This is a genomic window from Agrobacterium genomosp. 2 str. CFBP 5494 (assembly GCF_900013495.1).
Lineage (GTDB): Bacteria > Pseudomonadota > Alphaproteobacteria > Rhizobiales > Rhizobiaceae > Agrobacterium > Agrobacterium pusense.
In genome coordinates, this window is sequence record NZ_LT009719.1 from 1,854,073 (window position 1) to 1,877,412 (window position 23,340).

Annotated in this window: 21 protein-coding genes; 17 read left to right on the forward strand and 4 right to left on the reverse strand. The window is 60.6% G+C overall.

Annotation, left to right across the window (positions count from 1 at the left end; all coding sequences use genetic code 11):
• Positions 1-2: 2 nt before the first annotated feature.
• Entirely contained in the window at positions 3-800 is a 798-nt protein-coding gene (pcaD, locus tag AGR2A_RS23420) for a 3-oxoadipate enol-lactonase (RefSeq protein ID WP_072493011.1), read from the reverse strand.
• A 93-nt stretch (positions 801-893) separates the two neighbouring features.
• Between pcaD and pcaQ the strand changes: the two genes are divergently transcribed.
• Positions 894-1,835 (forward strand): pca operon transcription factor PcaQ, encoded by a 942-nt coding sequence (gene pcaQ / locus AGR2A_RS23425; protein WP_072493010.1) that lies wholly within the window; start codon positions 894-896, stop codon positions 1,833-1,835.
• Between the two features lie 198 nt (positions 1,836-2,033).
• On the opposite strand, the gene pobA is transcribed toward pcaQ, so the two are convergent.
• The gene (pobA, locus tag AGR2A_RS23430; RefSeq protein WP_072493009.1) at positions 2,034-3,206 is read right to left on the reverse strand and encodes a 4-hydroxybenzoate 3-monooxygenase; all 1,173 of its coding nucleotides are present in this window, start codon (positions 3,204-3,206) and stop codon (positions 2,034-2,036) included.
• 117 nt (positions 3,207-3,323) lie between these two features.
• Between pobA and AGR2A_RS23435 the strand changes: the two genes are divergently transcribed.
• Positions 3,324-4,247: a helix-turn-helix domain-containing protein gene (locus tag AGR2A_RS23435; protein WP_072493008.1), complete on the forward strand. Its 924-nt coding sequence runs from the start codon at positions 3,324-3,326 to the stop codon at positions 4,245-4,247.
• On the opposite strand, the gene AGR2A_RS23440 is transcribed toward AGR2A_RS23435, so the two are convergent.
• Positions 4,217-4,978, reverse strand: a complete 762-nt coding sequence (locus tag AGR2A_RS23440; RefSeq protein ID WP_072493007.1) for an IclR family transcriptional regulator — start codon at positions 4,976-4,978, stop codon at positions 4,217-4,219. The genes AGR2A_RS23435 and AGR2A_RS23440 overlap by 31 nt on opposite strands.
• A 138-nt stretch (positions 4,979-5,116) precedes the next feature.
• On the opposite strand from AGR2A_RS23440, the gene AGR2A_RS23445 reads away from it, so the two are divergent.
• From AGR2A_RS23445 to AGR2A_RS23500, 11 genes are all read left to right on the forward strand, one after another.
• Positions 5,117-5,824: a 3-oxoacid CoA-transferase subunit A gene (locus AGR2A_RS23445; protein ID WP_037092253.1), complete on the forward strand. Its 708-nt coding sequence runs from the start codon at positions 5,117-5,119 to the stop codon at positions 5,822-5,824.
• On the forward strand, positions 5,821-6,516 hold the full coding sequence (locus AGR2A_RS23450) for a CoA transferase subunit B (RefSeq protein WP_072493006.1): 696 nt from the start codon (positions 5,821-5,823) through the stop codon (positions 6,514-6,516). The genes AGR2A_RS23445 and AGR2A_RS23450 overlap by 4 nt, the downstream gene beginning before the upstream one ends.
• A 10-nt stretch (positions 6,517-6,526) precedes the next feature.
• Positions 6,527-7,732 carry a 3-oxoadipyl-CoA thiolase gene (gene pcaF, locus AGR2A_RS23455; protein WP_072493005.1) on the forward strand — a complete coding sequence of 402 codons (1,206 nt, stop codon included), beginning with the start codon at positions 6,527-6,529 and terminating at the stop codon, positions 7,730-7,732.
• Between the two features lie 430 nt (positions 7,733-8,162).
• Entirely contained in the window at positions 8,163-9,191 is a 1,029-nt protein-coding gene (locus AGR2A_RS23465) for a LacI family DNA-binding transcriptional regulator (protein ID WP_004445104.1), read from the forward strand.
• Positions 9,192-9,471: 280 nt separating this feature from the next.
• Positions 9,472-9,654 carry a hypothetical protein gene (locus tag AGR2A_RS23470; RefSeq protein ID WP_131258881.1) on the forward strand — a complete coding sequence of 61 codons (183 nt, stop codon included), beginning with the start codon at positions 9,472-9,474 and terminating at the stop codon, positions 9,652-9,654.
• Between the two features lie 151 nt (positions 9,655-9,805).
• Positions 9,806-10,714 (forward strand): sugar ABC transporter substrate-binding protein, encoded by a 909-nt coding sequence (locus AGR2A_RS23475; RefSeq protein ID WP_072493004.1) that lies wholly within the window; start codon positions 9,806-9,808, stop codon positions 10,712-10,714.
• 46 nt (positions 10,715-10,760) lie between these two features.
• On the forward strand, positions 10,761-11,657 hold the full coding sequence (locus tag AGR2A_RS23480; protein WP_064263424.1) for a sugar phosphate isomerase/epimerase family protein: 897 nt from the start codon (positions 10,761-10,763) through the stop codon (positions 11,655-11,657).
• A gap of 10 nt (positions 11,658-11,667) precedes the next feature.
• Entirely contained in the window at positions 11,668-12,678 is a 1,011-nt protein-coding gene (locus tag AGR2A_RS23485; protein WP_072493003.1) for a Gfo/Idh/MocA family protein, read from the forward strand.
• An 8-nt stretch (positions 12,679-12,686) separates the two neighbouring features.
• Complete coding sequence (locus tag AGR2A_RS23490) at positions 12,687-13,472, forward strand: TIM barrel protein (protein ID WP_072493002.1); 786 nt, start codon at positions 12,687-12,689, stop codon at positions 13,470-13,472.
• 196 nt (positions 13,473-13,668) lie between these two features.
• Positions 13,669-14,715: a LacI family DNA-binding transcriptional regulator gene (locus tag AGR2A_RS23495; protein ID WP_072493001.1), complete on the forward strand. Its 1,047-nt coding sequence runs from the start codon at positions 13,669-13,671 to the stop codon at positions 14,713-14,715.
• A gap of 116 nt (positions 14,716-14,831) precedes the next feature.
• Complete coding sequence (locus tag AGR2A_RS23500) at positions 14,832-15,908, forward strand: Ldh family oxidoreductase (RefSeq protein ID WP_072493000.1); 1,077 nt, start codon at positions 14,832-14,834, stop codon at positions 15,906-15,908.
• Positions 15,909-15,934: 26 nt separating this feature from the next.
• On the opposite strand, the gene AGR2A_RS23505 is transcribed toward AGR2A_RS23500, so the two are convergent.
• Positions 15,935-17,929 carry a putative bifunctional diguanylate cyclase/phosphodiesterase gene (locus AGR2A_RS23505; RefSeq protein WP_064263419.1) on the reverse strand — a complete coding sequence of 665 codons (1,995 nt, stop codon included), beginning with the start codon at positions 17,927-17,929 and terminating at the stop codon, positions 15,935-15,937.
• Between the two features lie 314 nt (positions 17,930-18,243).
• Between AGR2A_RS23505 and AGR2A_RS23510 the strand changes: the two genes are divergently transcribed.
• From AGR2A_RS23510 to AGR2A_RS23525, 4 genes are all read left to right on the forward strand, one after another.
• Positions 18,244-19,290, forward strand: coding sequence for a class I SAM-dependent methyltransferase (locus tag AGR2A_RS23510; RefSeq protein ID WP_006700367.1), 1,047 nt, complete (start codon positions 18,244-18,246; stop codon positions 19,288-19,290).
• An 89-nt stretch (positions 19,291-19,379) separates the two neighbouring features.
• Positions 19,380-20,204 carry a bifunctional allantoicase/(S)-ureidoglycine aminohydrolase gene (locus AGR2A_RS23515; protein WP_072492999.1) on the forward strand — a complete coding sequence of 275 codons (825 nt, stop codon included), beginning with the start codon at positions 19,380-19,382 and terminating at the stop codon, positions 20,202-20,204.
• Positions 20,205-20,374: 170 nt separating this feature from the next.
• Positions 20,375-21,880, forward strand: a complete 1,506-nt coding sequence (locus AGR2A_RS23520) for a sensor domain-containing diguanylate cyclase (protein WP_072492998.1) — start codon at positions 20,375-20,377, stop codon at positions 21,878-21,880.
• A 267-nt stretch (positions 21,881-22,147) separates the two neighbouring features.
• Positions 22,148-23,338, forward strand: coding sequence for an efflux RND transporter periplasmic adaptor subunit (locus tag AGR2A_RS23525; protein WP_080823466.1), 1,191 nt, complete (start codon positions 22,148-22,150; stop codon positions 23,336-23,338).
• The last annotated feature ends 2 nt before the right edge of the window (positions 23,339-23,340 follow it).

Consider the following 23,340-nt stretch of genomic DNA (forward strand, 5'->3'; position numbering starts at 1 on the left):
GGTCAATGCTCCGGCAAGGTCTTGAGAAAAATGCACGCGGCCTGCGCGTAGGCGAGTGGCTGTTCAAGGCAGGGAATGTGGCCGCAGCCGGCGATTGTTACAAAGCGGCTTGCGGGAATGAGGTCCGTAAGCGATTTTACCAGTTCCGGCGGTGTCGAGCCGTCCTGATCGCCCACGATACAAAGGGTCGGCACGGCAATGCGCCCGGCGGCCGCGGTAAAATCCGCATCGCGGATGGCGGCGCAAGTGCCGCTGTAACCGGCTTCCGGCTGTTGCGACAGCATGTTGCGCGCGCCGGCATAGGCGGCATTGTCAGGCGTGCGGAAGGCGGGCGTGAACCAGCGCTCCATGACGGGATCGACCAGCGAGCCGAGGCCATCTGCAGAGATTTTGTCGATGCGGGCGTTCCACATGTCGGCCGTGCCGATCTTGTGAGCGGTATTGCTGAGCACGAATGCGCGGACGAGATCGGGCCGGCGGGCATAAAGCCCCTGGGCAATCAGGCCGCCGACGGACAGTCCCCAGATGACGGCACTTTTCACGCCGAGATGATCGAGCAGCGCGATCAGATCACCGGCATGGTCGTCGATCGAATAGGGTGGGCGACCGATATCGGAAAGCCCGTGGCCACGCTTGTCGTGCAGTACGTAGGCATAGTCATCGCCGAGCACTTCGATCACCGCATCCCAGATGCGGAAATCCGTACCGAGCGAATTGATGAAGGCGATGACCGGCTTGCCGCTGTCCAATCCCTTGACGCGATAATGGATCACGGTCTCGCCGCAGCGCAGAAAATGCATGATGGCTCCTCCTGCCGGGGATATTGCAAGCGGGTTCCGGTTAAGTAAAATGACATTATCGATGAAAATCATAACCACTGGATTATACGAGCGATGGTCGACCAGCGTATCAAGTTCCGCCACCTGCAGACCTTCGTGGAGGTTGCGCGGCAGAAAAGCGTTATCCGCGCCGCCGAAATCCTGCATGTCAGCCAGCCGGCGGTGACAAAAACGATCCGGGAACTGGAAGAGATTCTGGGTGTCTCGCTATTCGACCGGGAAGGTCGCGGCATTCGCATCAGCCGCTACGGCGAGGTTTTCCTGCGCCACGCCGGCGCGACAATGACGGCGTTGCGACAGGCGGTCGATTCGGTTTCGCAGGAGGCGGCGCGCGCCGGTCCCCCGGTGCGGGTGGGTGCTCTGCCCACGGTTTCGGTCCGCATCATGCCGAAGGCGATGGCCGGTTTTCTGGCGGAAAAGACCGGCAGCCCGGTGAAGATCGTGACGGGCGAAAACGCCGTTCTGCTGGAGCAGCTGCGGGTCGGCGATCTCGATCTCGTCGTCGGCCGTCTCGCGGCGCCGCAGAAGATGGCCGGGTTTTCCTTCGAGCATCTCTATTCGGAAAGGGTGCGCTTCGTGGTGCGGGCTGGCCACCCGCTTCTGTCGCCCGGTGTTTCGGTGTTCGATCACCTGCATGAATATCCGGTGCTGATGCCCACACGGCAGTCCGTCATCGGTCCTGTCGTGGAACAGTTTTTGATCGCCAACGGTGTTCCGGCCCTGCCGATCCGCATCGAAACCGTATCCGACGCCTTCGGCCGCGCCTTTCTGCGCACCAGCGACGCGATCTGGATCATCTCGGAGGGTGTCGTGGCGGCGGATGTGGCCGATGGCATCCTCGAAATTCTGCCGGTCGAGACCGGCGATACCAGCGGCCCGGTGGGACTGACGGTCCGGGCAGATACACAGCCCTCGCTGCCGCTTTCGCTGTTGATGCAGGCCATACGTGAGGCGGCGGGCGAGTTGCTGGATGGGAGGGCGGAGGCTGGTTCTTGAGATGAGGGTGAGGGTCGGAAAAGTCTGAGAACCTGTCCTCCGTCATTCCGGCCTTGAGCCGGAATCCAGCCACGGCGCGTCTGCGCCGTGAAAAGAGTCCTTTTGCGATCAATGACTTGATCGCGCTGGACCCCGGATCAGGTCCGGGGTGACGGGTGTGGAAACGGTAGAGATAAAAGCCGCGTGTCTGGGGCAGCCCTAATACGGAAGCCCCACGTAATTTTCCGCAAGCGCGGTGGAAGCGGCGCGCGATTGGACGAGATAATCCAGTTCCGCCTCCTGAATGCGCTGGCCGAAATCCCCCGTATCGGGAAAACGATGCATCATCGTCGTCATCCACCAGGAGAAGCGCACCGCCTTCCACACGCGGGAAAGCGCCTTCTGCGAATAGGCGTCGATGCCGGCTTCAGACCTGTCGCGATAAAACTCGATCAGCGCCTCGCTCAGATAATGTACGTCGCTGGCGGCAAGGTTCAGGCCCTTGGCACCCGTTGGCGGCACGATATGGGCGGCATCCCCCGCTAAAAACAGCCGTCCGAACCGCATTGGTTCACTGACAAAGGAACGGAGCGGCGCGATCGATTTTTCAAAGGAGGGGCCGGTCACCATTGCATCCGCATGGTTTTCCGGCAGGCGACGGCGGATTTCATCCCAGAAACGTTCATCGCTCCAGTCTTCAGGCCGGTCCTCGAGCGAACATTGAATGTAATAACGGCTGCGCGTATGCGAGCGCATGGAGCAGAGCGCAAAACCGCGCGGATGATTGGCGTAGATGAGTTCGTGGTTGACCGGCGGCACTTCGGCCAGAATGCCGAGCCAGCCGAAGGGGTAGACCTTCTCGAATTCCCTGATCGCGCCTTGCGGCACGGATTTTCGGCTCACCCCGTGGAAACCATCGCAGCCGGCAATGAAATCGCAATCGATCCGGTGGGTTACGCCATCTTTCTGATAGGTTACATAAGGGCTTTCGCCATCGAAGTCATGCGGCTCGACATCAGATGCATCGTAGATGGTCGAGAGGCCGGCCGCTTCGCGCACATCCATCAGGTCATGGGTCACTTCCGTTTGACCATAGACCATCACACGCTTGCCGCCGGTCAGATCGAATAGATCGATACGATGGTCGCGACCGTCGAAGGTCAGCGAAAAACCGTCATGCGGCAGACCCTCGCGGCGCAGGCGCTTATCCGCGCCGGCCTTTTCCATGAGCTGTACCGTGCCTTCTTCCAGCACGCCGGCGCGGACGCGGCCGAGAATGTATTCCTTGCTGACGCGGTCGAGAATGACGGTCTCGACACCGGCTTTCGCCAGAAGCTGGCCAAGCAACAGCCCCGATGGACCGGAGCCGATGATGACGACCTGTGTACGCATTGTTTCCTCCCGAACTTGTCTCCAGTCAAGAAATTGACCAAGCGTTGCCGGAAGCTCAATGGACTTTCCGGTCCGTAAATTGCACAATCCGACCATCGGGCGCAGGAGGGAGCGGAGATGCGGGGGACTGCCAATGAAGGGCTCTATGGTGAGGAAGCCGCGCAGGGCAGCGATTTTCGCTTCCATTGCGAGACGCTTTTTTCGCGGAGCAGCCTGCATCGCTTTGAAATCGGCCTGCATCGCCATTCTGCTTTTTTGCAAATCTTGTACATTTTTGGCGGCGAGGGCGATGCCTTGCTGGATGGCCGCATCGAGCCAATCCGCCCGCCGGTCGCCATCATCGTGCCGCCCGGTTTCGAACACGGCTTCCGTTTTTCCCCCGATATCGGCGGCGTGATCGTCACTATGCTGCAGGGCGCGCTGCCGGCATCGGTGCAGGCGCTTCTGCTGCGGAATTTCTCCCAACCGGTGCTTCTGCCCTTGCAGGATTTTGCCGATGGAGAAGGAGTGCGCAGCGGGTTCGAACGGATTTCCGCGGAATATGAGGCCCGTGAGATCGGTCGCGACGCGATGATAGAAGGCCAGCTTGCGACCGTCGTCGCGCTTCTTTCACGGGCGGCGCGGCCGCTTCTGGAAACAAGCGGTGAGGGCCTGGCGGAGCAGCGTTTCGAACGGTTGCTGTCACTGATCGCCCGCCATATCCGCGAGCCGCAGAAAGCCGGGTTTTATGCGAGGAAGCTCGGCCTTTCGGAAACGCACCTTAACCGGCTTGTCCGTTCCGTTTCCGGGCTCAGCCTGCAGCGGCTGATTGCCAAGCGCCAGATCGAGATCGCCCAGCAGGAACTGGTCTTCACCGTCTCCAGCGTACAGATGATCGCGGAGGGTCTTGGATTTGCCGATCCCGCTTATTTCAACCGCTTCTTCAGGCGGGAAACCGGCATGACGCCGCGGGCCTGGCGGCTCGCCGAGCAGCGCAAGATGGGCGATACCGGCGCGCGGCAGATGCCGCTTCAGACCAGCATCCTCGCCAGTTCCCGCTGAACGGACAGAAGGGCGGGCAAATATCGCTCCACCAGATCATCCATCGAAGCGACCGAGGCGGCGAGCCCGACATTCAGCGCGGCAACCGTTTGGCCACGCACGCTTTTCAGCGGCACGGCGATGGAGCGAAGGCCGATTTCGACTTCCTGATCGATCAACGCGTAACCGCGATGGCCGGTCACCTCGATTTCGGTGAGCAAGGCCTGAATATCGGTAATGGTTTTTTCCGTGCGGGCGACCAGCCGGGAGGCTTCGAGAATGTCGCGCTGGCGTTCGGGCGGCTGAGCGGAAAGAAGAACACGGCCCATCGAGGTGCAATAGGCGGGCAGGCGCGACCCCGGCATCAGCGCAATGGACATAACCCGCTGCTGGGCGGCGCGGGCCACATAAACGATTTCGGTTTCGTCCAGGATAGAGACGGAGGTGCTCTGGCCGATCTCCTCCGAAAGGCGATCGATGAGCGGCTGGACGATTTTGGGAAGCGGCATGGTGGCGAGGCAGCCGGTTCCGAGCCGCAGCACCTTCGGCGTGACGGTAAAGAATTTGCCGTCATAGGCGGCATAACCAAGCTCCGATAGCGTGAGCAGGCAGCGGCGTGTGGTGGCGCGGTCCAGTCCGGCGATCTCGGCGGCATCGGAGATGGACAGGCGCGGCCGCTCGGCGCTGAAGGCTTCGATCACGCGCAATCCCTTGGCGAGACCGCCCATCATGTCTCTTTCACTGACGGCCATGGCTACGCTCCATTTGTGCGATATACGAACAAAAATCATATAACGCACAAAATCCTTGCCGTCGAGGCAATTTCAGCTTTACCTCATGGCCAAGCAGCCCTGCCGGTCCATCCGCTCGGCTGGATGGAGGTTTTGAGAATGGACAAGACAATCAAGAGCGCGGAAGAGGCGCTTGCTGGCATCGGCGATGGTGCGACGATCATGATCGGCGGTTTTGGCGGCTCCGGCGCGCCGATCGAGCTGATCCACGCACTGATCGACAAGGGACCGAAGGACCTTACCGTCATCAACAACAATGCCGGCAACGGCCGCATCGGCATCGCCGCGATGATCGATGCGGGCATGGTCAAGAAGATGATCTGCTCCTTCCCGCGTTCTTCGGATCCGCGCGCCTTCACCGATCGCTATCTGGCCGGCGAAATCGAATTGGAGCTGGTGCCGCAGGGCACGCTTGCCGAGCGCATTCGCGCTGGCGGTTCCGGTATTCCGGCCTTCTACACCCCGACAGGCTTCGGCACGGAACTGGCAGAAGGCAAGGTAATCGCGGAATTCGACGGCCGCTCCTACGTGCAGGAGCGCTGGCTGAAGGCCGACTTTGCCATCGTCAAGGCCGAGCTTGGCGACACCTATGGCAACCTCACCTACAACAAGGCCGGGCGCAATTTTAACCCGCTGATGTGCATGGCCGCAAAGACCACCATTGCGCAGGTCTCGAAGATCGTCGCCGCCGGCGAGATCGATCCGGAGCATGTCGTGACGCCGGGTATTTTCGTGAACGGCGTCGTGGAAATTCCCGATCCGCAACAGGAAGAAGTCCTCATTCGCGCGGGAGTAGCCTACGCATGACCCAGACCATCGACACCCGCGAAGACATCAAGCTTTCCAACGCCCAGATCGCCTGGCGTGCGGCGCAGGACATCGAGGATGGCGCCTACGTCAATCTCGGCATCGGCTTTCCCGAAATGGTGGCGCGTTACCAGCCACCCGGCCGTCAGGCGATCTTCCATACCGAAAATGGCATCCTGAATTTTGGTGAGGCACCGCCGGAAGGCGAGGAGGACTGGAACCTCATCAATGCCGGCAAGAAAGCCGTGACGCTGAAGCCGGGTGCGGCCTTCTTCCACCATGCCGACAGCTTCGCCATGGTGGGTGGCGGACATCTGGATGTGGCGATCCTCGGTGCCTATCAGGTGGCCCAGAATGGCGATCTCGCCAATTGGCGCGTCGGCTCCAAGGGTGTGCCGGCCGTCGGTGGGGCTATGGATCTGGTGCATGGGGCCAAGCAGGTCTTCGTCATTACCGAACATGTGACCAAGAATGGCGAGCCGAAGCTGGTTGAGAAATGCGCCTTCCCGCTAACGGGCGTCGGCTGCATCACCCGCATCTATACCAGCCATGCGGTGATCGACGTGGTGGACGGCCGCTTCGTGCTGCGTGAAAAATTGCCGGCAATGACGTTTGAAGAGCTACAGGCCATGACTGGCGCGCCGCTTCATGTGGATGGCACGGTTGCCGATCTCGTTGCACCGGAACTGTGAGGAAACACCGATGACCGAAGCCTATATCTGCGATTATATCCGCACGCCCATCGGCCGTTTTGGCGGTGCGCTTTCTTCCGTAAGGGCGGATGACCTCGGCGCGGTGCCGCTGAAGGCGCTGATGGAACGCAATCCTTCCATCGACTGGGAAGCCGTCGAGGATGTGATCTTCGGCTGCGCCAATCAGGCGGGTGAGGATAACCGTAACGTGGCGCGCATGTCGTTGCTGCTCGCCGGCCTGCCGGTGTCGGTAACCGGAACGACCATCAATCGTTTGTGCGGTTCCGGCATGGATGCCGTCATTGCTGCCGCCCGTGCCGTCAAATCGGGCGAGGCGGAGTTGATCATTGCCTGCGGTGTCGAAAGCATGAGCCGCGCGCCCTTCGTTCTGCCCAAGGCGGAGAGCGCTTTTTCGCGCAATGCCGAAATCTACGACACCACCATCGGCTGGCGTTTCGTCAACCCGCTGATGAAGGCGCAATATGGCGTCGATTCCATGCCGGAAACCGGTGACAATGTCGCGGTCGATTATCAGGTCTCGCGCGAGGATCAGGATGCCTTCGCCGTACGCAGTCAGCAGAAGGCAGCGGATGCGCAGGCCAATGGCCGGCTCGACAGGGAAATTGTTTCGGTAACGATCCCCCAGCGCAAGGGCGATCCACTTGTCGTCTCGAAGGACGAACATCCGCGGGCCACAAGCCTCGAAGCACTGGCTAAGCTGAAGCCGGTGAACAAGCGCGAGGGCGCTACGGTAACGGCGGGCAATGCGTCTGGCGTCAATGATGGTGCGGCCGCGCTTATCATCGCGTCAGCCGAGGCTGCGAAGAAATATGGCCTCACTCCCATCGCCCGTATCCTCGGTGGCGCCGCTGCCGGCGTGCCGCCGCGCGTGATGGGCATCGGCCCGGCTCCGGCCTCCGCCAAACTTCTGGCGCGGCTCGGGCTGAAGCAGGAACAGCTCGATGTGATCGAGCTGAACGAGGCTTTCGCGAGCCAGGGCCTCGCGACGCTGCGCCAGCTCGGCATTGCCGATGACGATGCGCGGGTAAATGCGAATGGCGGCGCCATCGCGCTCGGCCATCCGCTCGGCATGTCCGGTGCGCGTATCGCCGGCACGGCGGCGCTCGAACTTTCCTTGAAGGGCAAGCGGCTGGCGCTCGCCACCATGTGTATCGGCGTCGGGCAGGGTATCGCCGTCGCGCTGGAGCGGATCTGACGGGATAACGGCTTCAGCATCGTGATAACGGTGCTAATGCCGCCGTAAACCGGTCGAATGCCCGCTGCCGCATCTTCCTTGGTGTGACAGTGGCCATTCAGGTTACTCGGCAGGTGATTTTTTCGCTCTGACACATCCCAGCCCCCTCATTCCTGTGCTTGTCACAGGAATCCAGCCGACGCGCGTCTGCGCGGCAAAACAATCCCTCAGCCCAAAGACTTGGGCTGGCTGGATCTCTGTGACAAGCACAGAGATGAGGGGAGGACGCGTGCTGGGCCAAGCAAGCCGGCCCTGCGATGCAGGCCCCGGTCGATTATTCCCTGATAAAGTACTCCACGCTCTTATCCCTCTGCACATGTTGGATTCGATCATGATCCGTGACATGTTTTGCGAGATATGACAGGAATCTTTCCGTCTACGGGGCACCCGCATGAAACGTCCGACCATTACCGATGTTGCAAAGGCCGCCGGCGTCAGCGTCGCTACGGTCGACCGGGTGCTGAACGGCCGCCTGCCGGTGCGGGAGGAAACCTCGCGGCGTGTGTTCGAGGCCGCGGAGAAGATCGGCTTTCATGCCACCAACATCATTCGTCAGCGCATGCTGGCGGATATGCCTTCCTATGGCCTTGGCATCATTCTGCGCAAGGAGCGGCACGCCTTTTATCAGACCTTTGCCGACGAGCTGGAGCTTGCGGCGCGCAATATCCGGGATCGCCACGTCAATCTGCGCATCGAATTTGCGCAATCCGGTGAGCCGGCGGAGCTTGCGGCGCTGCTTATGGGCATGAAGGGCCGGGTACAGGCGGTGGCCGCTACCGGGCCGGACCACCACGATGTCACGGCCGCCGTCGAGGCATTGAAAATCAAGGGCATTCCGACATTCTCGCTGCTTTCCGATTTTGCCCAGGGCGTGCGGGAAGCTTATCTCGGTGTCAACAGCATGAAGGTGGGGCGCACAGCGGCGTGGATGATCTCACGACTGGCGCGCAGCAAGGGCAAGGTGCTTCTGCTGCTTGGCGGTCACCGGTTTCATGGTCACTCGCTGCGCGAAACCGGCTTTCGCAGCTACATGCGTGAATATGCGCCGGAATTTGAGGTTATGGATGCCCTGATCACGCTGGAAACGCGACGCGTAACCTATGAGCTCGTGATGGACTCTATCGCCAAGCACAGGGATCTCGTCGGCATCTATTGCGTGGGCGGCGGCATGGAAGGGGTGATCGAGGCACTTCAACACGAAAAGCGGCAGGAACCCATTGTCTGCCTTGTCAACGAACTGACCCCCGTGTCCCGCCAGGCACTGCTGGAAGGCAGCATCAGCGGCGTGTTCCAGACCCCGCTACGCGAATTGTGCGCCGATCTCATCGCAACCATGGTTCACACTATCGAACATGGCATGGCGGAGACGCCGGGACAGCGTTTCCTTCCTGCCCATCTCTGGGTTCCTGAAAGCCTCTGATGGTTTGATAGATTACATCATATCGCGTCCGCCCGTTTCTATCATGCTTGATGGTTTTGCCTGCTGCTGACGCGTTGACGTGGTGACCGGACTAGGAAATCTTGCCTGCCTGTGGAGCGGACAGGAGGCCGACCTTCACAGCATGAGATTACGTCGGGGTTGCTTGACGCCGCGGATATTCCTTCGCGGCGCGGGGGCAGCTTTTTCCGGAAAGCCGTGACGGCGCACTTCGAGCGCGATGGTGCGGCCGGTTCTTTTCAAGGTTTGGAGGGGGAACGAGATGAAAAGACATTTCGCCAATGCAGCCTTCGCGACCATGCGGACGACGGGCGCGCCGGTGCAGGCCGTTGGAGTTTCGATGGCGCTGAAACCTGCCGGAAACGCTGCGGCAGACAGGAGGGTCTTCGTGCCCTTCGAGCTGGTAACGCCCACCAATCTCAAAAACCATCAGGCCGGGAATTGAGCCATGGCCGTGCCTGCCGGCTTCTGCGCTCCCGGGGGAGTGCCGCCGGAGGGGCCTGACGCGCCGCAGCCGGGCACGACCGGCTACGGTAAAAACTGGACAATGCAATCAGCAGCGATTTCCGCGGGAGGAAACCTTGAAAAAACTATTGATGGCGACGGCACTCTGTATCTTCGCGACACCGGCTCTGGCCGAGACCCGAATTGCAGTCTCGCTGACGTCTTTCGACAATCCGTTTCTGACGATCCTGCTCAACGGCATAAGGGCTGAGGCCGGGCGCGACAAGACCATCGAGCTTCTGGTCGAGGATGCCCAGCTCGATCCTTCAAAGCAGCTGAACCAGGTGCAGAATTTCATTGCCAATGGCGTCGATGCGATCATTGTCAACGCCGTCGATGGTGACGCTACCTCGGCGATCACCAAGGCCGCATCCGCTGCGAAAATTCCTCTTGTCTATGTGAACCATCCGCCGGCTGAGCTGGAAACCGGGCTGCCTGACGGCACGGCATTTGTCGGCTCCAATGAACTTGATTCCGGCACCATGGAAGCCGAAGCCGCCTGCAAGCTGATGGGCGGCAAGGGCAAGGCCGCCATTCTGATGGGCCCTTTGGAAAACCATGCGGCGCTGGTGCGCACCAAGGACGTGGAAACGGTGTTCTCCAAGCCGGACTGCAAGATCGAAATCCTTGAAAAGCAGACGGCGAACTGGAGCCGCACGCAGGCACAGGACCTCGTTTCCTCCTGGCTGACGGCGGGCATACAGTTCGATGCGGTCATCGCCAACAACGATGAAATGGCGATTGGCGCCGTGCAGGCGCTGAAGGCAGCGGGCGTATCCATGAAGGACGTCGTCATTGCCGGCATTGACGCGACACCCGATGGACTTGCCGCGATGCAGGCGGGCGATCTCGATATCACCGTCTACCAGAATGCGACGAAGCAGGGCGAGGTCTCCGTTCAGACGGCGGTGAAGGCCGCTGCCGGTCAAAGCACCGAAAAGACGCTCTGGGTGCCCTTCGAACTCGTCACGCCGGAAAACATGTCCGCCTATGCCAAATGAGCCGGGGCTTCGGCCCCGTCCCTTATCCCACCGACTGGAAACAGCCATGAAACATACGCTCGATCCCCACATGTTCCGGCATCTTTCGCTGGCCGAGACCTGCCGCAAGGTCGCAGAGCTCGGTTACGACTATGTCGAACTTTCACCCCGTCCGGATTTTCTGTCCTGGTGGACGCGACCGAAGGTCTATCCCGAGCGCGTCGCCGAATTCAAAAAAGCCCTGAGGGATCACGGCGTCGGCCTTGCCACGCTGCAGCCCATGTATCGCTGGGCGAGCCCGTATCCGGACGAATGGGAGGTAGCGATCGACAACTGGAAACGCGCCATCGAGATTGCGGTCGAGATGGAGTGCCCGATGTTCGTTTCGGAATTCGGCCGTGGGGGCTCGCCGGAGCGCAGCCTCAACGACCGGTCCGGCCTGCACCGTCCGGAAACCTGCGAAGCGCAGTTCTTCCGCGCCATGGATGTTCTGGTGCCGATCCTCGAGCGGGAGGGGCTGGTGCTGTCGCTGGAGGCGCATCCCGAAGACTGGATCGAGGAAATCGCGCCGGCCATCGACATCATCAAGACCATCAATTCCAAGGCGGTAAAGGCCTCCTTCATCGCGCCTCACACCTTCTTTTACGGTCCGGACATGGTTGCCAACCTGCGCGCGACCGAAGGCCATCTGGTGCATGTGCGCCTTGCCGATACCTATGACCACACCAAATCGTCGCAGCTGCGCTACATCGTCAATCCGCCCGGCGCCAAAGTCAGGGTGCACCAGCACACGGATTTCGGCCAAGGCGAGATCGACTGGGAGATATTCTTCGCCACGCTGGCCGACATGAAATTCGACGGTGTGCTGTCGAACTGCGTCTTTGCCTGGGAAGATCGTGTCGATGAAAGCGCGCGTTTCATGCTCAGCGAAACCCGGCGATATGTCGCCAAATACTGGAAATGAGGTTTTTCAGATGACTGTGAAAATTGGTGTCATCGGCACCGGTGCCATCGGGCGCGATCACGCCCGACGTATCAATGAGGTTCTGGGCGGTGCGAAGGTCGTTGCGCTGAGCGACGTCAACCGCGCCTCGGCCGAGGCGGTCAAAAAAGACATCGCCCCTGATGCCGCCATTTTCGCCACCGGCGAGGAGCTCATCGCATCAGCTGATGTGGATGCCGTGCTTGTCACTTCCTGGGGCGCGACGCATGAGCAATATGTGCTGGCGGCCATCGCCGCCGGCAAGCCGTGCTTCTGCGAAAAGCCGCTGGCGACGACGGCAGAGGGCGCGAAGCGGATCGTCGATGCTGAGGTGGCGCATGGCAAACGGCTGGTGCAGGTGGGTTTCATGCGCCGCTACGACGCCGGTTACGTGGCGCTGAAAAAGACCGTGGACACCATGATCGGCGCCCCGATCATGGTCCATGCCGCCCATCGCAACCCGACCGTTCCGGAGCAGTATGTGACGCCCATGGCAATCCACGACACGATGATCCATGAGATCGACGTGCTGCGCTGGCTGCTCGATGACGACTATGTGTCGGCCCGGGTTCTCTTTCCACGTGCCGCCGCCCGCAGCCATGCAAAGCTGAGGGACCCGCAGATCGTCATTCTGGAAACGGCCAGGGGCACGATCATCGACGTCGAAATCTTCGTGAACTGCCACTACGGTTACGACATACAGTGCCAGGTGGTCGGCGAGGACGGCATTGCGAGCCTGCCGGAGCCGATGGCGATACAGACACGGCTCGGCGCCAAGCTGCAGAACGATATTCTCACCGACTGGAAGGATCGTTTCATCGCCAGCTACGACGTCGAATTGCAGGACTTCATCCATGCGGCGGCGAAGGGAACAGCCTCCGGCCCCAATTCCTGGGACGGCTACGTGGCCGCGATCACCTCCGATGCCTGCGTCGCCGCGCAGGAAACGGACGGCGCAGCCGTCGCAATCAGGCTTCCCACCCGTCCCGCCCTTTATCAGTGAGGTCTTTCATGCGTTTTGCCATCAACCACATCACCGCCCCGGCGCTTTCGCTCGAGGACTTCTTCCAGACCGCGCGCGAACTCGGCCTCACCGAAGTCGAGATCCGCAACGACCTGCCGGATATTGTCGGTACGGTGACACCGGCGCAGGTGAAGGCGGCGGCCGACAAGGCCGGCGTGACGATCATCTCCATCAACGCGCTTTATCCCTTCAACGTCTGGTCGGGCGACCTGCCGCAGCGCGCCGTCGCCATGGCCGATTACGCCGCGGCGAGCGGTGCAAAAGCGCTGGTCATGTGCCCGCTCAATGACGGCAGGGCGGTTTCCTTCGACGATCTCGTGACGGCGCTGAAGGCCATGAAGCCGATCCTTGAGGAGAAAGGCCTTACCGGTCTTGTCGAACCGCTCGGCTTCCCGGTCTCCTCGCTGCGCACCAAGACCGAGGCGGTGAGAGCCATTGACGTGGCCGGCGGCGGCGATGTCTACAGGCTGGTACACGACACCTTCCACCATCACCTCGCGGGCGAAACGGCGTTTTTCCCCGAACGCACCGGTCTCGTCCACATTTCCGGCGTTACCGACCCCGCCGTCTCCGTCGCCGACATGCTGGATGCCCACCGCGTCCTGGTGGATGGTGCCGACCGGCTGGAGAACATCGCCCAGATCAGGGCGCTGGAGGCCGCCGGTTACAAGGGGCCCTACAGCTTCGAGCCCTTTGCGACGGAAGTTCATGACCTGAAGGACCCGGCCGCTGCCGTGAAAGCCAGCATCGACCACATCGCCGGCGCGCTCTGACCGCGCTGCCGCCCGCGGTGAAGCGCGGGCGGCAACCGGACGATCGCCAAAGCCGGAGAAATCAATTCCGCATTTACGGATGATGCTGTAGTCTCCGCTAACGAGAGAGCAGCAGACCGGCGCGGTTATTCTTCAGATCGATTGCGTGAGTCTTTCCGCCAGGGCCGTCCGAAGAAGAGTGGTTGAATTCCCTTTTATGAAAATAGACAGGAAAACGACGCTTAAGGACGTCGCGCGGGAGGCGAATGTTTCGCTGAGCACGGCTTCGCATGCGATCAACGGCACGGCACCGCTCACCACGCAGGTTCGCGAGCGGGTTCTGGAAGCCGCCCGGTCGCTTGGTTATCTCGAAAACCGGCGCCAGAAGGCGACCATCGCCACCTTGCGTGTCGTCCTGCTGGCCATGACCAATGACGCGGCACCGCAGAGCGAGCTCAACATGGTCAGCTGGACAATGTTGAACGGCTTCCGCCGCGAATGCGAGCGGCGCGGGATCCGCATCGTTCCCTATGTCAGTGCAACGAGCCGGCTCGACCCCGTGGCGGTTGCCGAAGCCGTCAGGACAGATAATGTGGACGGTGTCGTGGTTCTGAATGACGACAGGCCGCAGCTGGTCGAGGCGCTTTCCGCGCTCGGCAAGCCCGTGGTGCTGATTAATGGCGAAGATCCGGCCATGATCGTCGATACGGTAACGGCGGAGAACCGGTTCGGCGCTCGCCTCGGCATCGAGCATCTGCTGTCGCTCGGGCATCGCAATATTGTGCATGTGACCTGGAAGGGCCGCACGACGATCCGCCGTCGCCATGATGGCTATAACGATGCATTCCTTGCAACGGGCCTTGCCGTTCCGGCCGATATGGTCATCGAGGTCGAGAGCTACGAGCCCGAATGGGGGGAGGTGGCTATCCGCCGTCTGCTTGCCGAGCAGCGACCGCTGCGAAACGCCACCGCGATTTTCTGCGCCGCCGACAATCTGGCGCTCGGCTGTCTGAAGGCCTTGGGGGAGGCCGGCATCCGGGTGCCCGAGGATGTTTCGGTGCTGGGTTTCGATGACATCATGCCAGCTGCCTTCAGCACACCGCCTCTCAGCACCATCCAGTTGCCCGCCGACAGGCTGGGCGGGGCGGCGCTGTCGCTGCTGGAGCAGCGGCTGGTGGCGGCCGATCACACCCGGCCGGCGCACCGGCTGGAACTCGGTTGCCGGCTGGTGCTGAGGGGCAGTATCGCCCCGCCGCGCAAATAGGCCGCTTTCCGCCGCCGCCGCGCCGATCGACGTTTTCCACGTGATATTCGATTGCAAAAACCTATCCCATGAATAGCCTGTGCGGCATGGATTCTGGAATCGGGAGGGTTCCCCGCATGTCGCACAGCAATGAAAACGTCCCTGCTCTGGCGAGGCTGGATGAGCTGGATCGGTTCTGCCGCGCCGTTTTCCTCGCTGCCGGTACGGATGACGAGACGGCCGATGCGGCGACCCGCGCCATGATGCATGGCACGCGGCTTGGCGTTGACAGCCACGGTGTGCGCCTGCTCGCTCATTATGTCACCGCACTTGAAGGCGGGCGTCTCAATCCGCGGCCGCAGATCAGCCGCGTTTCCGGCTTCGGCGCGGTGGAGACGGTGGATGCGGACAACGCCCACGGCGCCCGCGCCACCTATGCGGCCATGGAAAACGCCATGGCGCTCGCGGAAAAATTTGGCATCGGCGCGGTGGCGATCAGGAATTCCTCGCATTTCGGACCGGCTGGGGCTTATGCGCTGGAGGCGGCCCGGCAGGGCTATATCGGCCTGACATTCTGCAATTCGGACAGTTTCGTGCGCCTGCATGATGGCGCCATGCGCTTTCACGGCACCAACCCGATTGCCGTCGGCGTTCCTACAGCGGATGACCTGCCGTGGCTGCTGGACATGGCGACCAGCGCGGTGCCCTATAATCGCGTGCTGCTTTACCGCAGCCTCGGACAGCAATTGCCTGCGGGCGTTGCCTCGGATGGTGACGGCGTCGATACAAGGGATCCGAATGCTGCGGAAATGCTTGCCCCCGTCGGCGGCGAATTCGGCTTCAAGGGGGCGGCGCTGGCAGGAATGGTGGAGATTTTCAGTGCGGTTCTGACCGGCATGAAGCTGAGCTTCGATATCGCCCCGATGGGCGGGCCGGATTTCTCCACGCCGCGCGGGCTTGGCGCCTTCGTTCTGGCGCTGAAACCGGAAGCCTTCCTTGAGCGCGACGCGTTTGCCGAGGGCATGAAGCGCTATCTCGAAGTGCTGCGGGGTTCCCCCGTTCGCGAGGATTGCAAGGTCATGGCGCCTGGCGATCGCGAATGGGCGGTGGCGGCGAAGCGGGAAAGGGAAGGAGCGCCGGTCGATCCGGTCACCCGCGCGGCCTTTTCGGAAATGGCGGCAAGGTTTTCGGTCAGCCCGCCCGCTTATCACTAAGCTTCATCGATTACCGCAGCGCCCGCTCAGGCGGGACGAAGAAGCATGCTGGGGCGCGGATAGGGTGCTTTTGCGGGCCCCAGCCTTTCCGCCACGACCGGGCGGCCGATGTAATAGCCCTGCGCGTAATCGATTTCCATCTGGCGCACGAGCCTCAGCTGTTCCTCGGTTTCCACGCCTTCGATCAAAATTTTATGGCCGCGATTGCGAATGAGGCGGATCATGTCCTGCAGCATCGCCCGTCCGCGTGGGGTCTTGCTGTCATGCAGGAAGGAACGATCAATCTTGACGGTATCGAAATCCGTCATGCGCAGCCATGACAGGCCGGCGAAACCCGTTCCGAAATCATCCAGCCAGATTTTGATGCCAAGCGTCTTCAGGTCGTTCAGGCAACGCAGCACATCCGAATGCATTTCCATGTCCAGGCCTTCGGTGATTTCGAAGGCGAGCCTGTTGCCGGCAATACCGGCTTCCACGAGAATGGCCGCGACGGACGTGGCGAACCCAGGGTTCTTCAATTGCATGGGTGACACATTGACGCTGACGACATCAACCCTGTCATCGGCCAATATGTGCTTGCAGACCGTCTTGATGGTCCACAGGCCCAGTTCCATGATCGTGCCGGTACGCTCGGCGATCGGGATGAAGATGCTGGGGGCGACGGAATTGCCATCCAGCAGGCGAAGTCGCATCAGCGCCTCGACGCCTGTCGTTTCATTGGTCGAGATGTTCAAGATCGGCTGGTAGACAAGGGAAACAAGGTTCTCCGCAACTGCGATCTTCAGAAGAGCGGCGATGTTTTCCGTTTCGTCGCTGGTCTGCGGATCGTCGGGATCGAACAGCTTCATGCAATTGCGGCCATTGCCCTTGGCGATATAAAGTGCGCGATCGGCCTCGTTGATGATCTTCTCCAGCTTGCCGTCCGGATTGGGGCGGGTGAAGGAGGCGCCGATGCTGACAGTGACGATGAAGGTGCCGTCACGGCGCTGGTCATGTGCGAGGGACAGGCTTTCCACGGTATGGCGGATCGTTTCGGCGAGCTCGCCAACCTGCTGTTTGGACTTGAATGGCGCCAGCACGATGAATTCTTCGCCGCCATAACGGCCGATCGAGGCGCCGTGCTGGATGATTGCATCCTGCAAGGCATTACCCACGGTCACGAGACACTTGTCGCCTTCCTGGTGGCCATAACGGTCGTTGTATTTCTTGAAGAAATCGACATCGATCAGGAATACGGAAAAACCTTCTTCCTTCTTCATCCAGTTATCCCACAACAGGCGCAGATGGTGATCGATGGCGCGGCGGTTCTGCAGCCCGGTCAGGGAATCGGTGTTGGAAAGACGCAGCAGCGCCTGGCCACGCTCATCCGCCGCCTTCTGCTGGGCCTTCGCTTCCAGCCCGTTGACGAAGACATGGTAGCGTTCCCTGTTCAGGTTCCAGTTCACATAAGACGTGAAGACGAAGCAGGAGATATAGAAGGTGCCGAAAGCGAATTTGTAGAAAGCGTCTTCAGGAAACTGCGTCGCCGCCAGAAAATAGGTGACGAGAATGATGCCCGATGACACCAGCGACAGATGGAATCTGAAAGTGAAAAACAGATTGGCGCCCATCATGAAGATCGCCCCGAAAACCATGTAATAGGACATGTTTTCGATATTGTCGGTCAGCAGCGATGGCAATAGCCAGCCGATATAACCCATGACGAGGGCGGTCGCACAGGTGAGGTCGAGCGCTGCGGTGCTGGCTCCCCGGCGCAGCTGGATTTCCAGTGTCAGCAGCGCTGATACGGCGACCGCGAAACGTGCGACAATGGTGTAAAACGCGACGTCGGGTATCAGAACGATGTCTGAAGCGGCAAACAGAAGATAAATGAAGACAGCCGTCCACAGGCCCCGACGGATAGAACCCCGGCGGCTGCGTTCGCCTTCCTGCTGGTAAAGGGCAAGAAGTTCATCAGAAAACCGGGAGTCCGGCCGCCGATAGTCTTGCTGTCCACTCACCTCTCCCAATGTGTGCTTCATGCACTTTCCCATAGTGTTGCGTATACTTATTAAGTAACTGCTTATTCCACTTTTCCGTGTGCTGTCGCACCCAGTTCGGGTTCCTGTCGATCTCTGCCAAAGCGGATTGAGACCATGGAAAGGAAGAACGCATCATACGTTCGCAACATTAAGTTTCACTAAACCGCCTATCCTCCCAGCCGCCACCCGAGAGTGTGACCAAAAAAATACGCTAATTTACTAATCTATCCCTACACCGCGCAAAAATCGAAATCGAGTGGCCTTCGGTGTCCCAGAAACGTATAGTTAACAATGTGTTAACACTGGAGGCTGAAGTGGTGCGGGTAAAGAAGAAAAATCTGGATGGGGCAAGTCTGATCACCCCGGATACTGTCGCAAAAGAGATTTTTGCACGCAAAACGAAAACGTTCGATGAGCAGTTCGCAGTTGCAAAAGCAGAAATTGCCATCATTCTCGAATTGGCACAGCAGCAGTTCGATAATGGTATTTCAGCACATGACATAATACATCGAACGGCGGGGGCGCTGCATGGGTTGCGAGAAAAACTCCACTCAAGCGTGTGGGCTGAACTGATCCCCATCATACAGAATCACCCCGTGTCGGAGCGTTTTCTGCAGGATCCGTTCACGCGCTGGTCGTTCGACAAGCCGCGGGGTTATTCCGGCGATGCGCAATTGCTGGATTTTATCTATGGCCACGAAAGCGTTGCCGGTCTGGTGAAGAATGCGACGCCGCTGGGGCGTGATCTTTACGACTATACGAAGGACGCCAGTTCTTCCGTGGCGGTGCGCGAGCGACGGGATCTGCTGACGCGTTTTGTCGACGAAGCGGCGGCCCGGCACGGTGAAGATACCGAAATCCTCACCATAGCGTCCGGACATCTGCGCGAGGCGGATGCTTCCGCGGCGCTGAAGGAGGGCAGGCTGCGGCGCTGGGTGGCGCTCGATCAGGACCCCTTGAGCGTCGGTTCCGTTGCCCGCGATTTCGCCGGCACCTGCATCGAGGCGATCGACGGCTCGGTGCGCGATATCGTCCTGCGCACGCAGGAGCTCGGCACTTTCGATCTGATATACGCAGCCGGTCTATACGACTACCTGAACGACCGTGTGGCGATCAAACTCACGCGGCGCTGCATGGAGATGCTGAAACCCGGCGGCATGTTCCTCTTCGCCAACTTCTCCGAGGACATCGTTGTGGACGGCTACATGGAAACCTTCATGAACTGGGCGCTGCTGTTGCGCTCGAAGGCGGATATGTGGCGGATCGTCAATGCCAGCGCCGATCCCGACAGCATCGAGGCTGAGGTGTTCTTCGGCGAGAACCACAATATCGTCTACGCGACGATGCGTAAGAAGGCATGACATCCTTCGACCCGTCTTCCTGCCAATAACCATTTGCTTAAACCTCGTCGCGGGCCTAAGAATCCGCGCCGAATGCATTGCAGAATGGAATGGCTGAAATGAAGAGATATTATTCGGATATGGGCGGTCTGCCCGGGCAGACGGAACTCCTGTCGAGCAAGGCTGTATTCAAGACCGCCTATGCTGTCATCCCCAAGACCGTGATGTCCGATATCGTGACAAGCGTGCTGCCCCACTGGACCGGCACGCGTGCCTGGATCATCGCCCGGCCGATGACCGGCTTTTCCGAGACTTTCGCGCAATACATCGTTGAAGTGCAGCCCGGCGGCGGCAGCGACCGTCCGGAGCCGGACGCAAGGGCGCAGGCGGCGATCTTCGTCGTCGATGGCGAGATGACCGTGGAATTCGAGGGCGCCCGGCATGAGCTGCGGGAGGGCTCCTTCGCTTTCCTTCCGGCCGGCAGCCGCTGGCACGTTCGTAACTCGGGCAAGGCGCCGGTCAAATTCCACTGGGTGCGGAAGGCGTTTCAGGCCGTAGACGGGCTGGAGCCGCCGCCGGCGATCTTCACGCATGAAGACGAGACCGCCCTTTCGGCAATGCCGGACACCGACGGCAAATGGGCGACGACCCGTTTCATCGATCCTGATGACGTGCGTTACGACATGCATCTCAACATCGTCACCTTCGAGCCGGGCGCGACCATTCCCTTCATGGAAACCCATGTCATGGAACACGGCCTCTATGTTCTCGAAGGCAAGGCCGTGTACCGGCTGAACGAGGACTGGGTGGAGGTGCAGGCCGGCGACTTCATGTGGCTGCGCGCCTATTGCCCGCAGGCGTGTTATGCGGGCGGGCCGGGCCGATTCCGCTATCTGCTCTATAAGGATGTAAACCGACACGTGAAGCTATGGTAACGGGCCTGCGGTCTGTAAAAAACCATGAATTGTCGCGCAATCCGGCGGTTTGCGCGATAAATGCTTGCTTTGGATCGAATATCCCTAATAAATTCCCGTAGGCGGCGGCTATTGCTGCGCCGCTCCGTTTGGTGATCCGCCTGCACCTATCCTTGAGAAGACTTGCCCGTATGACTGAGACGATCGATGCCAATGTCTTCAATCTTGCGCCCGTGGCGATGTGGATCGAGGATTTCAGCGAGGTAAAGCGCCAGTTCGATATCTGGCGGGCGGAGGGCGTAGAGGATCTCAGGGCGTTTCTTCTGGGCGATCTGACAAGGGTGGCGGCCTGTTCGCAGAAGATCCGCGTCATCCAGGTCAACGCCAGGACGCTGGAACTCTTCGAGGCCCACGACCAGAACCATCTCGTTGACAATCTGCACCGCATCTTTCGCGATGACATGCTAGAGAGCCATGTGAACGAGCTTTCCGAACTCTGGGCCGGCAAGACGGAATTCACCAGCAATGCTGTCAATTATTCGATCGGTGGCAAGCGGCTGGACATTCAGTTGCGCGGCGCGGTGATACCCGGCCACGAGGACACGCTCGACCGGCTGCTTCTGACCACCGAGGATGTGACGGAGCGGGAGGAGGCCCGCCGCAAGGAGCTGCTCAACCGGCGTTATGCCGAGGGCATGTTCAAACATTCGCCTGTGTCCCTGTGGGTGGAGGATTTCAGCCGGGTAAGGCGCCTGATCGAGGAGGTCAGGGAGCGCGGCATCATCGATTTCCGGGTCTTCATGGATGTGCATCCGGAATTCGTGCGGCAATGCATGAGCGAAATCCGCGTCATCGACGTCAATCGCGCGACGCTCGACCTGTTCTGTGCGCCGGACCGGCAGGTTCTGCTGCAGCGGCTAGGCGATATTTTCCGCGACGAGATGGAAAAGCCGTTCCGCGAACAGCTGATGGAACTCTGGAACGGTAATCTCAGCCATCACCGCGAGGTGGTGAACTACGCGCTGGACGGTTCCGAGCGGCATCTGCTTTTGCATTTTTCGGTTTTTCCCGGGTATGAGCGGGACTGGTCTCTGGTGCAGGTGGCGCTGACGGATATTACCGCGCGCAAGAAAGCCGAAGCCTACCTCGAATATCTCGGCAAGCACGATGTGCTGACCAAGCTGCACAACCGCGCCTTCTATTCCGACGAGCTGAACAGGCTGGAGCGCAGCGCGTTGCGGCCCGTATCGGCGATCGTGATCGATCTCAACGGCCTGAAGGACGCGAATGACAAGCTGGGGCACGATGCTGGCGACGCCCTGTTGCGACGCATGGGCGAGGTGCTGAACGGCGTGGTGACTGCGCCGAACCATGCAGCCCGCATCGGCGGCGACGAATTCGCCATTCTTCTTCCCGGCGCCGACAAGCAGGTGGCCGCCGCCATGGTCGAAACCGTTTATGAGCTGCTGAAGATCAACAACCAGTTCTATTCCAGCGCACCGCTCAGCCTGTCGTTGGGTGTGGCGACCAGCGAGGCAGGCGAGACGATGGAATCGTTGGTGCGCCGCGCCGATATGAATATGTACGAGCAGAAAAATGCCTATTACGCGGCGCTGCGTAACAGATCTGCCGACAATAACGACAAGACCAATGCCGGCCCCCAGCCGGAAGCCAGCTCGCTGAAGCGTTTGTCCTGAGGGAAAGTCGGGTCATCGACCCTTGCTCGCGCAATTATTTCTGATCTTCCGGCCATAAGGCCCAAGGCGGGACCCGCGCCGTCGTGGGTCCCGGCCCCCTTCCGTTTCCCGATGCTCTTGCGAATGCAGGCCGTGTTTCCACGCCGTCTCGCGCGGCTTCACAAGCGCGTGAGTCGGTTTTGCGCTGCAACAATTCTATTGTCAGAAATTTACATACGTCTTAGTATGTATGTAAATGTGGCCTTTTTCATGGATTCGGAGCGCAGAATGGCGAAAAGACTGGGGCAGATCGTGGCGGTGTTGTTGGCGGGCATCGTTGTGGTCGGATGTAGCGACGAGCAGGCGTCTGCCCCCGGCGCGCCGCCGCCTGGTGCAGTCAAGGTCGTGACCGTAAAGCAGGAAGAGCTGCCGATAACCAACGACCTGCCGGGCCGCATTGCACCGACGCGACTTGCGGAAGTGCGCCCGCGTGTCTCCGGCATCATCGTTGAGCGCGTGTTCGAGCAGGGTTCGCTGGTGAAGGAAGGCGATGTCCTCTACCGCATCGATCCCGCCCCGTTCCAGGTGCGCGTCGACAGCGCCGAGGGCACGTTGCGCCGGGCGCAGGCCGCGCAGCTTCAGGCGCGCCAGACGGCCGACAGGCAGCAGCAGCTGCGCCGTTCCAACGTTGGTTCGCAGCAGGAATTCGACAATGCCATTGCCCAGCTGGCGCAGGCCGATGCCGAGGTGGCGGTGGCCGAAGCAGGCCTGGCGGAAGCGAAGCTCAATCTTCAATATGCCGATGTCAAAGCCCCGATCAGCGGCCGGATCGGCCGCGCGCGTATTACGGAAGGCGCGCTCGTCAGCGCGACCGGCTCTGAAAACCTGGCGACGATCCAGCAGCTTGATCCGATCTATGCCGACTTCACCCAGCCGGCGGCCGATCTCATTCGGCTGCGCAAGGCGCTTCAGGACGGCAAGCTGATGACCGGTCCGAATGAAGCCGAAGTCAATCTGCTCTTCGATGAAGGCAGCCGTTACCCGCAGCCCGGCCGTCTGCTGTTTTCGGAGGCGGCGGTGGATGAGACCACCGGCCAGGTAACGCTGCGCGGCGAATTTCCCAACCCGAACGGCGATCTGCTGCCGGGCATGTATGTCCGCGTGCAGATCCAGCAGGGCATTCAGAAGGCCGCATTCGCGGTGCCGCAGCAGGCGGTTCAGCGCGATGCCGGCGGTCAGGCGAGCGTGCTTGTCGTCAACGCCGAAGATACGGTCGAGCAGCGGCGCGTCAGCGTCGGCCGTTCCATCGGTGACCGCTGGGTGATTTCGGAAGGGCTGAAGGATGGCGACCGCGTTGTTGCCGAAGGCTTCCAGAAGACCGCCCCGGGAGCCAAGGTGAAGCCTGAACCCTGGTCCGACGAGGCCGATGTCGCCGCTGCCGCAGGTAGCGAGAGCGCGGCTCCGGCCCAGAAGCAATAAGG